At 41.9% G+C, this 12,231-nt stretch carries 12 protein-coding genes; 10 read left to right on the top strand and 2 right to left on the bottom strand.

Annotation, left to right across the window (positions count from 1 at the left end):
- The first annotated feature begins 215 nt into the window (after positions 1–215).
- Entirely contained in the window at positions 216–1,955 is a 1,740-nt protein-coding gene (gene aceK / locus AX660_RS15385; RefSeq protein WP_068378498.1) for a bifunctional isocitrate dehydrogenase kinase/phosphatase, read from the top strand.
- A gap of 7 nt (positions 1,956–1,962) precedes the next feature.
- Here the strand turns inward: aceK and AX660_RS15380 are convergent, their stop codons facing one another.
- Positions 1,963–2,352 carry an MAPEG family protein gene (locus tag AX660_RS15380; protein WP_068378496.1) on the bottom strand — a complete coding sequence of 130 codons (390 nt, stop codon included), beginning with the start codon at positions 2,350–2,352 and terminating at the stop codon, positions 1,963–1,965.
- Between the two features lie 241 nt (positions 2,353–2,593).
- On the opposite strand from AX660_RS15380, the gene AX660_RS15375 reads away from it, so the two are divergent.
- The 7 genes from AX660_RS15375 (at position 2,594) to AX660_RS23025 (ending at position 9,199) form a co-directional block, all read left to right on the top strand.
- Positions 2,594–4,645 carry a GAF domain-containing hybrid sensor histidine kinase/response regulator gene (locus tag AX660_RS15375; RefSeq protein ID WP_068378494.1) on the top strand — a complete coding sequence of 684 codons (2,052 nt, stop codon included), beginning with the start codon at positions 2,594–2,596 and terminating at the stop codon, positions 4,643–4,645.
- A 134-nt stretch (positions 4,646–4,779) separates the two neighbouring features.
- Positions 4,780–5,496 (top strand): ZIP family metal transporter, encoded by a 717-nt coding sequence (locus AX660_RS15370; protein ID WP_068378492.1) that lies wholly within the window; start codon positions 4,780–4,782, stop codon positions 5,494–5,496.
- A 104-nt stretch (positions 5,497–5,600) separates the two neighbouring features.
- Positions 5,601–6,434: a 1-aminocyclopropane-1-carboxylate deaminase/D-cysteine desulfhydrase gene (locus tag AX660_RS15365; protein WP_082768949.1), complete on the top strand. Its 834-nt coding sequence runs from the start codon at positions 5,601–5,603 to the stop codon at positions 6,432–6,434.
- Positions 6,435–6,524: 90 nt separating this feature from the next.
- Complete coding sequence (locus AX660_RS15360; protein ID WP_068378488.1) at positions 6,525–7,493, top strand: Kelch repeat-containing protein; 969 nt, start codon at positions 6,525–6,527, stop codon at positions 7,491–7,493.
- A 33-nt stretch (positions 7,494–7,526) separates the two neighbouring features.
- Positions 7,527–8,141, top strand: a complete 615-nt coding sequence (pnuC, locus tag AX660_RS15355; protein ID WP_068378486.1) for a nicotinamide riboside transporter PnuC — start codon at positions 7,527–7,529, stop codon at positions 8,139–8,141.
- Positions 8,142–8,149: 8 nt separating this feature from the next.
- Positions 8,150–8,629, top strand: coding sequence for an adenylyltransferase/cytidyltransferase family protein (locus AX660_RS23030; RefSeq protein WP_157884343.1), 480 nt, complete (start codon positions 8,150–8,152; stop codon positions 8,627–8,629).
- Between the two features lie 15 nt (positions 8,630–8,644).
- Positions 8,645–9,199 carry an AAA family ATPase gene (locus tag AX660_RS23025; protein ID WP_068378482.1) on the top strand — a complete coding sequence of 185 codons (555 nt, stop codon included), beginning with the start codon at positions 8,645–8,647 and terminating at the stop codon, positions 9,197–9,199.
- On the opposite strand, the gene AX660_RS15340 is transcribed toward AX660_RS23025, so the two are convergent.
- On the bottom strand, positions 9,189–10,136 hold the full coding sequence (locus tag AX660_RS15340) for a glycosyltransferase (protein WP_068378480.1): 948 nt from the start codon (positions 10,134–10,136) through the stop codon (positions 9,189–9,191). The two genes, AX660_RS23025 and AX660_RS15340, sit on opposite strands and share 11 nt — an antisense overlap.
- A 210-nt stretch (positions 10,137–10,346) precedes the next feature.
- Between AX660_RS15340 and AX660_RS15335 the strand changes: the two genes are divergently transcribed.
- Positions 10,347–11,264 carry a glycosyltransferase family 2 protein gene (locus AX660_RS15335; RefSeq protein WP_157884342.1) on the top strand — a complete coding sequence of 306 codons (918 nt, stop codon included), beginning with the start codon at positions 10,347–10,349 and terminating at the stop codon, positions 11,262–11,264.
- 39 nt (positions 11,265–11,303) lie between these two features.
- Positions 11,304–12,230 (top strand): NAD-dependent epimerase/dehydratase family protein, encoded by a 927-nt coding sequence (locus AX660_RS15330; RefSeq protein WP_068378476.1) that lies wholly within the window; start codon positions 11,304–11,306, stop codon positions 12,228–12,230.
- Position 12,231 lies beyond the last annotated feature (1 nt).

The raw sequence follows: 12,231 nt of genomic DNA, 5'->3' as shown, positions 1-12,231 counted from the left end.
TTTAGCTTCTACCGCCTCATTAACTGCGCTAAAAAGGCTAAAAAATCAGACCAAGATAATTAACTATCACATTGTCGAGGAAATACGCCACAAAGCACAAACCCAATCCACTCTGTCTGTGATTTTTAGCATTGCATCAAATAGCTTGCACCTTCGCTAAGCTTAGAACTATGTTAGGCTCAACCCAGTTTATGAGCACAGCGACAACAGATTAAATGCAGCCGTCTTTATCTAGTGAAAACATTAAACAGATTGCTTATCAAATACTCAACGGTTTTGATAAAAGCTTTCGCTGGTACAGCCGTATTACCCGAGGCGCACAACAGCGTTTTGAACAAGCCCAGTGGCAGGCTATACAACAAGCGGTTAAAGAGCGTATCAGCATCTACGAACAAAGCCTGTCGGCGGCAGTCAGTGACATCTATCAACATGTCAGCCCCATGCAACAAAACCATCAATTCTGGTGTTCACTCAAAGCCGAATATCTCAGGTTATTAGACGATCACCCCCAATATGAACTGGCTGAAACATTTTACAACTCGGTGATTGGTCGTTTGTTTAAACATCAGAAGATTGACGACAGCATGATGTTTGTGTTGCCCAGTCGTTGTTATCTCTCAGGCCAAGATAGAACACAAGTAGTGCACAGTTTTGACACCACTGGCACAGTGAGAAAACTACTAGATGATATCTTTAGTACCTATCGTTTTAACATTCCTTTCGCTCATCTGGATCAAGATTTAACTCTGGTTGATCGCATTATCAGGCAACATTTAACCCCTTCGCACTTAGCCAGTATTCACACCATAGAATTACTCAAACCGGTGTTTTATCGCAGCAAATCAGCTTACCTAGTGGGGCGGATTTGCATGCCAGAACAGACATTGCCCTTTGTAATAGCCTTGATGCTGGATGAGCAACAACAATTAGTAATTGATGCAATCTTGTTGGAGCCCAGTGATCTGAGTGTGATCTTTGGTTTTGCCCGCGCTTATTTTATGGCCGACACCCAATATCCGGCAGAAGTTGTGGCGTTTTTACATGAGCTATTACCCAATAAAAAGTATTTTGAACTGTATATTTCTATTGGTCTGTATAAACACGGTAAAACCGTCTTTTATCGCAATTTTTTACAACATCTCGATCACTCTAGTGATTACTTCACTTTTGCCCCTGGTGTGCGGGGTTTGGTGATGTCGGTGTTCCACTTACCATCTTATGGTATTGTGTTTAAAATCATTAAAGACCACTTTCCTGAAAGTAAAAGTGTCAGCCGGGAGCGCGTTAAGGATTGTTATCGTTTAGTCAAAATGACTGATCGAGTGGGTCGTATGGCGGATACCCACGAATACATGAATTTCCGCCTGCCCAAAAACCGCATGTCTACAGAATTACTCAACGAGTTATTACAAGAATGTGGCTCTAGCATCGAGCTAACTGACGATGAAGTCATCATCAAACACTTGTACATCGAACGTAAGATGACGCCCTTAAATCTCTACCTTGAACAAGAGCAAGATCCACAAAAAATTCGCCACGCCTTAAATGAGCTAGGCCTGTGCATCAAACAAATTGCCGCCGCCAATATTTTTGCCGGTGATATGCTGCATAAAAACTTTGGCATTACCCGTCACGGCAGGGTGATTTTTTATGATTATGATGAAATTTGTTATATGCACGAAAGGGAGTTCCGAGCCTTGCCTAAATCAGATGACCCTTATGCTATCGACACTCTATCAGTAGGACCGACTGACGTATTTCCAGAACAGTTTGAACACTTTATTGTGGGTAAAAAAGCGTTAAAGCAGATTTTGAAAGAATTACATGGCGACTTAATGACCCAAGAATTTTGGCTAGAAGCTCAACGTAAAGCTGCTAGCCGAGAAGTGCAGTATTTTTGGCCCTATGCTCAAAACAAACGCTTAGTGAATCAACAGTTGGTGAATGGTCTTTAACCTTAAGTTAATAAAGTGCCAGCACGATGAGACTAATAGAACAGCAAAAACCTAGGCCCCAGCAGATACTGCGCACAAGGTGCACGTCAAACCAATAACAAAATAAATACGCTACACGTGCCACTATAAAAGCAATACATAAATATTGGGCGATAGGGCCAACTTGATTCAATGCGACAACAGCCAGCGCCCCAGGAGTAAACATGATTAATGCTTCAAAACAGTTTTCATGGGCTGCTTTAGCACGTGCACCAAAGCCAAGCAACGCGTTTTGTTGAGCTCTTGGGTGGTGGTTATCATAGCCCCCCGGTTGTTTATTTTGCGCAAAAACTAGGGGTGCTTTAGCAATAATTGGCATCAAAGTAGCAATAAGTAAACAAACCAAAATCAGTGTCATATCATTCCCAACATTTAAAAACTAAAGATAGCGAAGCATTAGTTCACGAGCTTATCAGCACTGGAGGCAAACAAATACCATTGCCGATTTTGGTCATAGACTATTACATAAGATCAACAATGTTTTACCTTACGAATAAGACAATAGAGTCAGATAATATACATTTAACCTACTAATTGGGTTTAAGCTAACTATCTTTAGTTTACACTAGACAGATAATTGCCATCAAAATGGAATTGTAATGCTAAATCTAAAGCCGCTATATCAAATAACGTCGGATAGCCAACTGTCATTTGACCAGAAGATGCATGCCCTACTGCAATTAGGTCTGCAGTATTTCCAACTAGATATTGCCATCATCAGTGAAATAAAAGACGATGACTACATTGTTTATCATGCGATTTCACCCGACAATTCACTGTTAATAGGCACCATATTCCCTATTAATGACACCTACTGTGTTCATACCTTAGCCAATGATGAAGCAGTATCATTTCACCACGCTGGCACCAGTCATATAGCACAACATCCTTGTTACTTAAATTTCGGTTTAGAAAGTTATATTGGCGCGCCTATATTGGTTGAAGGCAAACGTTTTGGGACTATTAATTTTTCTTCTAGCCAAGCTCGCGCAGAACCTTTTAATCAAGACGAACATGACTTTATTGAATTACTCTCCCATTGGACTGGCAATGAGATTGCTCGCAATGAAAAGCTTACCCTACTGCAAGCACAACAAAAAAAGATGGCCCAGCAACAAAAATCTTTAGAGCAAATGGGGCAGTTAGCAGGTGTTGGCGCGTGGGAAGTAGATTTAATCAATAATAAAATTTATTGGTCTGAAGTGACACGTCAAATCCATGAGGTGGATACTGATTATTTACCAGAAATGGAAAGCGGCATCAATTTTTACAAAGCCGGAGAAAATCGCGAGCGTATAACTTCACTGGTCAATAAAGCCATAGAACAAGGTGGACATTTTTCAGGTGAATTTGAAATTGTTACCGCAAAAGGCAAGGCTAAATGGGTGGCAAGCAAGGGGCTAGCTGAGCTCGAAAATGGCCAATGTGTTAGGTTAATTGGTGCATTTCAAGATATTACCAGTCAAGTTTACTATCGTGAGCAATTAGAAAAACGCCATGAAGAATTATCGCTTGCACTTGAATCACGAAGTTTATTTTTAGCCAATATGAGTCATGAAATTCGTACCCCGATTAACGGGGTTTTAGGCATGTTACAAATATTAGAAGCTTCATCACTGAATCAAGAGCAACAGCATTTTTTAACCTTAGCCAAAGACAGTGCAAACTCTTTGTTAGGTATAATCAGTGACATATTAGATTTCACAAAAATTGACTCTGGCAAATTAACCTTAGAAAAACACCCCTTTAATTTGAATCAGTTATTAAACAATTGCATCGATATTTTTAAGCCACGAGCACAAGATAAATCCATAAGCCTTATAAAAGAATTTGCTGCAACCCAAAACATAATTGCCCTTGCTGATCCCACTCGATTACGCCAGATTTGTTCAAACTTAGTTTCTAACGCACTTAAATTTACTCATCAAGGTAGGGTAACCGTCACAAGTCACATCCATTTACTACAAGATGATAAAGCCATTATAACAATTACAGTGGCAGACACTGGTATTGGTATTGCAAACGAGCACCTCGCTCATTTGTTCTCGCCCTTCAGTCAAGCAGACGACTCAACAACCCGTAAATTTGGTGGTACAGGGCTAGGTTTATCCATTATTAAAAATTTATGTCAGTTGATGAACGGCGATGTAAACGTAGAAAGTACGCCGAATAAAGGCAGTACTTTTGAAGCAATGATAGAGGTCGAGCTACAAACTGGTGAACAAGCCAATATTGCAGATATTGAATTAGCAAACGATAAAACCAAGCTTGAACATTTGCGAGTTTTGGTTGTTGAGGACAATGAAATTAATCAAATTGTGGTCGGCGAGATGTTAAAACAGCAGCAAATTGAATTTGATGTGGTGGGCGACGGTCTGCAAGCTCTGGCAAAATTAAAGCAGGAAGCGCAAAACAATCGTTTTTATTCGTTAATCTTTATGGACTGTCAAATGCCCAATATGGATGGCTATCAGGCTACTGAAGTGATCCGCAAGTTACCCCCTCCATTAGCGACAATTCCGATCATTGCACTAACGGCCAACGCTATGTCAGGGGAAAAAGAAAAATGTATAGCTAGCGGTATGAATGACTATCTGTCCAAACCCATAGAGCAAAAACTACTTAATGCCATATTAGAAAAATTTGCTTAAAATTGCTTGTCATTCAGCGCTTGAATCACGCTGTTTTTTAATAAAAAATATACTCAATTCAAGGTATTAAGTCACTTAACGACAATGTTTCCAATTTAAGTAACTATACAAAATAGCCACAAGGTAGTTAATCAATGTCCTCGTTATTATGGGTCATCATCAGTACATCACTGGCCGGTTTAGCCATGCCTTTAGGTGGTTTACTTGCCAGACTCGAGCATTTTCAATCTGCTTGGTTAGAAGATGAATTCCGTCATGGGGTAATGGCCTTTGGTGCTGGTGCCTTGTTGTCGGCAGTGGGCCTGGTACTGGTTCCTGAGAGTATTGCCCATGTTAATCTTTGGCAGGCCAGTCTGTATTTTTTAGCCGGTAGTTTAGCGTTTATGGCGCTGGACATAGTGCTCAAAAAAACCAATACACCCGCCAGTCAATTAGCCGCCATGTTAGCTGATTTTATTCCTGAATCTATTGCCTTAGGTGCTGCTATCGCCATTGGTAGCGCCAGTAGCTATTTATTGGCTGGTTTAATTGCCCTGCAAAACATTCCCGAAGGGTTTAATGCCTATCGCGAGTTACGGGACTCGCCCCACTTCAGTACCCGCAAAATTTTGTTTATTTTCCTTGGTCTCGCTATGTTAGGCCCAATTGCTGGGGTAAGCGGATATTTGTGGCTCACCGATTATCATCACACCATTGCCGCCATCATGTTGTTTGCTTCAGGCGGTATTTTATATTCGATATTTCAAGATATTGCCCCTCAGGTGAAACTCGAAAAGCACTGGTTTCCGCCCATGGGCGCGGTATTTGGCTTTTTATTCGGTTTACTTGGTTTTATGCTGGTGCATAAGTGAGGTTTAGTTATACAACAACAGAGGCAAAAGCTGACGAAAAAAGCCTGAATTTTTTATTGGAACAACTTGCCATAACCCAGCCATCAGCAGAGCAAGAATTGAAAATGGATTGGCCAAATCCACACCACTGCCTATTGAACATTAAGCGAGATGACTTAATTCATCCCATTATTTCAGGCAACAAATGGCGCAAACTCAAATACTCCCTGTGCCATGCCCTAGAGAATGACTGTTCACATATTGTCAGTTTTGGCGGTGGATTTTCTAATCACCTGCATGCCTTAGCTTATTGCTGCAAACAACTGAATATCAAATTTACAGCCATCGTCAGGGGAGATTACCGCGCTAACCCCAGCCCAATGTTGCAGGATTTAAGTCAATGGCAGAGTGACATTCACTATGTGGATAAACTGACTTACCAGCGACGGGAGAAACCCGAATATCTAGCTTTGTTACAAAAAGAATATCCTGACGCGATGATTATCCCCGAGGGAGGTTCAAATACTTTGGCTCTGCAGGGAGTGGCGGAAATCGTCAACGAACTAAGTGGACACTATGACTATATTGTCGCCCCCGTGGCCAGTGGCGCTACTTTAGCCGGTTTAATTCACGCCACTCACCAAACCTCATGCAAAATACTAGGGATTGGGGTATTAAAAGGTGAGGGTTATCTTGAGGAACTGGTGCAACAGCTTCTGCCGCAATCCTATGGGCACTGGTCGATTAATCACGAATATCACTGTGGTGGTTATGCTAAAAGTAACATTGAGCTAAGAGATTTTTGCCGAGACTTTTATCAACAAACACAGGTTGATATCGAGCCTGTGTATAGTGGTAAGTTGTTTTTTGCTTTGCGTCACTTAATCCAGCAAGCCTATTTTCCTGTCAATAGTCGCATATTGGCGCTGCATACAGGGGGTTTACAAGGGGCTCGCTGACCTCAGCTAAACAGATACCAACATTGTTTTTTATTCCTTCAGTGTTAAGCTCACCCACAAGATAAAATATTGACGTTAAGGGATTAATTCATGACCAAACTTGCAAAAAAATACTGGCTGCACACATTGTTCTTGAGCTTGTTATTAACTATCTCCGCTTGCACTACGGCTCCTCATACAAGTACTTCCCAAGCAAATAAAAAATTAAGCTTACAAACCGCACGATATGCCCATGCAACCGCAACTGACGGCAAGCTCATTTATGTATTTGCAGGCTCACAAGGTGGGCAGTTTCTATCAGATATCGAAATAATTAATCCGCAAACTGGCGCAGTTAAAGTATTAAGAGATAAGGTAATTCCAAGACGCTATTTTTCTGCAGTGTGGGATGGACACAATAGTATTTACCTCATTGGTGGTCTTTCAGTCGTTGATGGGGAGCCCAAACTGGAACGTCGTGTTGAAGTATTTGACCTGCTTACTCAGCAAATCACTTTTGCAAAACCCACTCCGGGTCCGAGACGCAATAGCCGCAGTGTATTTTTGGATGGGCGCATTTATGTCATGGGCGGCTCGTTTCCCAACAAAGAAAATAACTACCAGTTAAAGTCTACCGCCACCACAGCGGTTTACGATATCGCACAAAATACTTGGACTAAATTGGCAGATATGCCAAGTGCAAAAACAACAGCGGCAGTGGTACAAAACGGCAAAATATATGTGGCCGGCGGCTTTAACCACAGCACAGCTTTAAACGTATTTGAACGTTATGATCCGCTTACCAATGAATGGCAAACACTAAGTCCTTTGCCACAAAACATGAGTGCTCACTCGGCAGCAGTGCTCAACAACAAATTGGTATTATTTGGTGATTATGACAACTTAAATGCGACGCTATTGTATGATTTTGACTCACAAACATGGTCACAACCTGAGATAAACTTCCAAGGCACACGGCATAGTACCGCGACAACAACGGCCGATTTCATCTATGTGGTGGGCGGAAATATAAACTCAAAAGGCGAGTCTTTAGACGTAATTCAAAGTTTCTCCTTATAAAATAAGGACCTAAATTAACCAGATGACAAATCCATGAATTTAACTGAATGGCTACAAGGTTTTGCTGGCGCGTCACCACTCGAATGGATCGCCACAGTAGCCGGTTTTATGTGTGTTTACTTGCTGATAAAACGCAGTATCTGGAGTTTTGCTTTTGGACTTGTTCAGGTCAGCATCTATGCGTGGATATTTTTTGAAGTAAAACTCTATTCCGACATGGTATTGCAGTTTTTTTACATCGGCTTTCAGTTTTATGGTTGGGCTATTTGGCGCAGGTCACAAGATGACAGCGGCCATGTTCTGGTAGTTAAAGGGAGTTTAAACGAATACTTGTTATGGTTGATGGCAGTCATATTAAGCACAGCATTGGTCGGTTATTTGATGTCCAATAATACCGATGCCAGCCTACCCTACCCTGACGCGTTTACTACTTGTGCCAGTCTTGCTGCGCAATGGTTGTTGTCTCATAAAAAGTTGTTTAACTGGGGATTTTGGATAGTAGTAGATATTGTAGCGATTGCGATTTATTGGCAAAAACAGTTGTACCCAACTTCTGCACTTTACTTGTGTTTTTTAGTGATGGCGGTGATCGGTCAATGGCAGTGGTATCGAGCATTCAAAACTAATCAAAATAAGACAGACTCATAGACGTGCCAGTGCTCGGACTAACCTTAGGTAAGTTTGCCCCTTTACACCTTGGCCATCAATTTCTAATTGATAGTGCACTTCAACAAGTTGATCAATTGGTAATATTGATCTACGACTGTGACGAGTTGCCACACATTTCATTGCAACAGCGAGCAAACTGGATTAAACAACTTTACCCTAAGACGCAAGTGTTGCAAGCATTTGACGGACCAAAACAAACGGGTTATTCCCCAGAAATCATTGCGCAACATAATCATTATTTACAAATGCGTTTGCAGGACTATTGTTTTGACTATTTTTTCAGCAGTGAGCCCTACGGCCAACATGTCAGTGAAGCCTTAAGTTGTATTGATGTTAGAGTTGATGAGGCCCGCAGCTCAGTACCAATATCTGCAACCTTAATTCGTCAAAATCCAACGCGTTATCAAGAATTTTTGTCTCCAATAGTGTTCAATGATTTAATGGCCGCACACACGATGCTTTTTTAATTAAACAAATAATTAATGATTAAAAAAATTGTTTTCCTCGGAGGACCTTCCACTGGAAAAACCACCCTGTGCGAGACCCTAGCCAAACGTTTAAACACCATCACAGTCGCTGAGTACGGCCGCGAATATTGGCTTGCACATCAGGTAGAGCGACGCCTTAGTCCTGAGCAATTATTACACATCGCGCAAACGCAAAACCGCTGGGAGGATGAAGCGATTATCACTGCTAGCGACTATTTACTGTGTGATACTAATGCCTTTACTACATGGCATTTTGCCTTGCATTACCATGGCTCAGCCTTGCCTCAATTAAACCAACTCGCGGCAGATTGCTGGTCTCGTTATGCTTTGGTGGTGTTGTGTGGGGATGACATACCTTACGATAACACATGGGAGCGTTCTGGCGATGCCAACCGCCATGAGTTTCAGGCTTTTATTGCTCACTACTTAAGACAACATCACATTCCACATATTCATGTGCAGGGCAGCGTGACTCAGCGATGTAATACTGTGGTGGAACAGCTCAAGTTACTCCCAGCAGAACGCTATCGAGTTTCACTTAATGCCTAGCAAAAGACTTTTTTCTGATCAGGTGCACTGCCAACGTCCGTAATGGCGTATCGAAGCCACACCAAACCAAACGTGATGGTAAAGGCGCGGTTTTATATAGTTGCTCCACGTCTGTGGGCAAAACTCCCAAGCGATGGCGCATAAGTAACATCAACATTTGATGTTGTATGCCCCTTAGGGTATATCGCCATTTTCGGCGCAGATAAAGCCGATAATCCGACGGACGCAAAAGGGATAATGAACGGAAGGAAAACTCTGCTCTACTATGGAAAATACAACGCATCCCTTGATTATCTAAATAGTCATTGCGCCAAACATTACTTGCCACTAACCAAGACACAAAAAAATCTTCACCAATCAAACCAATAGGTATTCGGACCTGCTGTTGCTGCAAGTATAAGACAAATGAGCTGCGCAATGCGTAGCAGTTACCCGCCAACATACCATTAGCAGTCATACGCTGCCGCCAAGCGTCTCGATCACGACCAGTAGCCGGCATCGCTCCCGCCGCTTCAGCTCGAGGAGCTTCATATAGCGCACTGGCTAAGTATGAAAACGTATTAACTGAACAGGTAACATCCCCGTCCATAAAAAAACAGCTATCACTTTCCTTCAACCCAGTGTGAGGCAAAACGTCATGCACAAACAAATTCCAAGCATTGGCCTTGTCGCCAAAATCTGTTTCGAGCAAATAAAGGTTGTTAACTGTGGCGGCTTTTGCGCGCACAACGTCTGTCGTCGCATCTTTACAACCATTTGCCAACACAAATACAGCCACATCTTTATGCTGGGTCGACGCAACAATACTATCAAGAGCTAAACCAATGTTTTTGGCTTCATTATGAGCAAACACAGCGATATACCAAGTGGGAACGCTATTGGTGGAGGACAACTGAGAAACGCTAAAATTGTGACGGCTAGTCGTAAGCTCACCCATGGCAAATCTCGATATACTGTTAGTTTTTTAGCCTAACACGACAGTAAGCTGACTTGAAATAACTTTAATCCGCAAAGTATTGATTCAACTCAGGTTAATCAAAACTTGCTTGAAATATGTGCTCTGTTTATGATGACTTCACTAGCTTGGCTAATGATCTACTTAGAAGGGTCAATAAAACTAGCTTTAACCCTTATAGAGGTCACCAGTTTGAAACTAGAATCAGTGCAGAATATACAATCTGCCAGCCCCTTATTGAGTGTCGGCCTGCCTGTCTATAATGGGGCAAAATGGATAATCGATGCTATCGAATCTATTCTTGAACAGAGTTTTACAGATTTCGAATTAATTATCGTCGACAATGCGTCTACCGACGAGACTGAAGCAATTTGTCGCGATTTTGCGGCTCGTGATACAAGGATTAAATATCACAGAAATCCAGATAACATCGGGCTTTTTAAAAACTTCGATCGTGCTTTTGAGTTATCAACTGGACAGTATTTTAAATGGGCAGCAGACAGCGATTTTTGTCTGGAACATTTTTTCGAAAAATGCATCGTAATATTAGATACCCGCCCTGATGTGGTTTTGGTTTATCCGCAAGCCTATTTACTGATGTTAGATCCTCGTGGTGAAGAGATTATAAGTGAGTATTTTGACGATTTTAATCTTGAAGATGAACGACCTTCTGAGCGTTTTATCAAATACCTCAATCGAGAAAAGATCAATAACGCTATGCACGGCATTATTAGGTCATCAGCTTTACGTAAGACCAGCTTAATCAGACCTCTGCCAGGATCTGATATCAGCATGGTTGCTGAGTTAACTTTGTTAGGTAAATTTGTTGAAGTACCTGAACGATTGTTTGTCAGACGATTTGATGCACAAACATCCACCCTACTAATGAGCAAAGAAATTGCCAAACAACGTAAAACTCCCTTAGGTGCCAGCTTGGCGCAAAAAATTGACTTGCATACCTATCGCTTTATCAGCACTTGCAAAGCCCCTATTAGTATTGCCGAAAAGTGGCGAATTTGTTTCTACCTTATGCGTCGGTTTACTTGGTTACGTCACAAAATTTTGCGTAAAACTTTGTGGTTGATAACTCTGAAACGACAAGCGTTTTAAATGATGGACGTCAAACATACCTATCACATGGCTTAATTAATGGACTCTCACTCTCCTTATAAATCAGCATGTGTTTTAGTTACCGGGGCCAGTGGATTTATTGGCCTCCATTTGTGTCAACGTCTGCTTAAACTGGGCGCTAGAGTTGTCGGAATATATTTGAGCCAAAAGCCCTTAGTAATTGGAATAGAGTGGATACAACTCGATGTTACTGAGCTTGGTGCAGTCAAGGCTCTGATAGATAACTTACAACCGACTTACATTTTCCACCTCGCTAGTACTGTTGACGGCAGACGAGAGCTTAAGGCAGTACAGGCCACTTTCGAAAATAATCTACTGAGCACAATTAATGTCCTAAGCGCGACCCAACAATTAGGTAGTTGCAAAAAGCTGGTGCTCACTCATTCACAAGAAGAACCTGAACGCGGTGATTCTAATGGTGTTCCCTGCTCTCCTTATGCAGCCGCTAAATATGCCGCTAGCGCTTACGCGCGTATGTTTCATGCCTTATATAATTTACCAGTGGTGATTGCTCGGATTTTTATGGTGTATGGGCCGGGACAGAGAGATCTTAACAAACTGGTTCCTTATACTATTCTCCAAGCTCTGAACCAGCGAAGTCCGCAAATTTCAAGTGGCCAACGCAAGATTGATTGGATCTATGTGAGTGATGTGGTGGAGGGTTTATTGCGACTTGGTTGTAGCACTGAACTGGATGGCCAAACAATAGATTTAGGTTCTGGCCAATTTTATACTGTTGCGGATGTTGTCACGAAAATCCTCAAGCAAATAGCGCCTGATCTTAAGCCCTCTATAGGCGCACTTCCCGAGCGTAAGTTGGAACAACAAAGGCTGGCTAAAGTAAGCGAAACAGCGCAGAAGCTGAATTGGCAAAGCCAAGTGAGTTTAGATGAAGGTTTAAACCAGACCATTGCTTGGTATCAAACGCAACAGTACAAAAGTTAAG

The sequence above is a fragment of the Paraglaciecola hydrolytica genome, assembly GCF_001565895.1.
Lineage (GTDB): Bacteria > Pseudomonadota > Gammaproteobacteria > Enterobacterales > Alteromonadaceae > Paraglaciecola > Paraglaciecola hydrolytica.
This window is presented reverse-complemented; position numbering and strand designations above follow the sequence as displayed.

Bases quoted from the DNA above. Each gene is read 5' to 3' on its own strand.
- aceK (WP_068378498.1), top strand. From the start codon at position 216: ATGCAGCCGTCTTTATCTAGTGAAAACATTAAACAGATTGCTTATCAA.
- AX660_RS15380 (WP_068378496.1), bottom strand. From the start codon at position 2,352: ATGACACTGATTTTGGTTTGTTTACTTATTGCTACTTTGATGCCAATT.
- AX660_RS15375 (WP_068378494.1), top strand. From the start codon at position 2,594: ATGCTAAATCTAAAGCCGCTATATCAAATAACGTCGGATAGCCAACTG.
- AX660_RS15370 (WP_068378492.1), top strand. From the start codon at position 4,780: ATGTCCTCGTTATTATGGGTCATCATCAGTACATCACTGGCCGGTTTA.
- AX660_RS15365 (WP_082768949.1), top strand. From the start codon at position 5,601: ATGGATTGGCCAAATCCACACCACTGCCTATTGAACATTAAGCGAGAT.
- AX660_RS15360 (WP_068378488.1), top strand. From the start codon at position 6,525: ATGACCAAACTTGCAAAAAAATACTGGCTGCACACATTGTTCTTGAGC.
- pnuC (WP_068378486.1), top strand. From the start codon at position 7,527: ATGAATTTAACTGAATGGCTACAAGGTTTTGCTGGCGCGTCACCACTC.
- AX660_RS23025 (WP_068378482.1), top strand. From the start codon at position 8,645: ATGATTAAAAAAATTGTTTTCCTCGGAGGACCTTCCACTGGAAAAACC.
- AX660_RS15340 (WP_068378480.1), bottom strand. From the start codon at position 10,136: ATGGGTGAGCTTACGACTAGCCGTCACAATTTTAGCGTTTCTCAGTTG.
- AX660_RS15330 (WP_068378476.1), top strand. From the start codon at position 11,304: ATGGACTCTCACTCTCCTTATAAATCAGCATGTGTTTTAGTTACCGGG.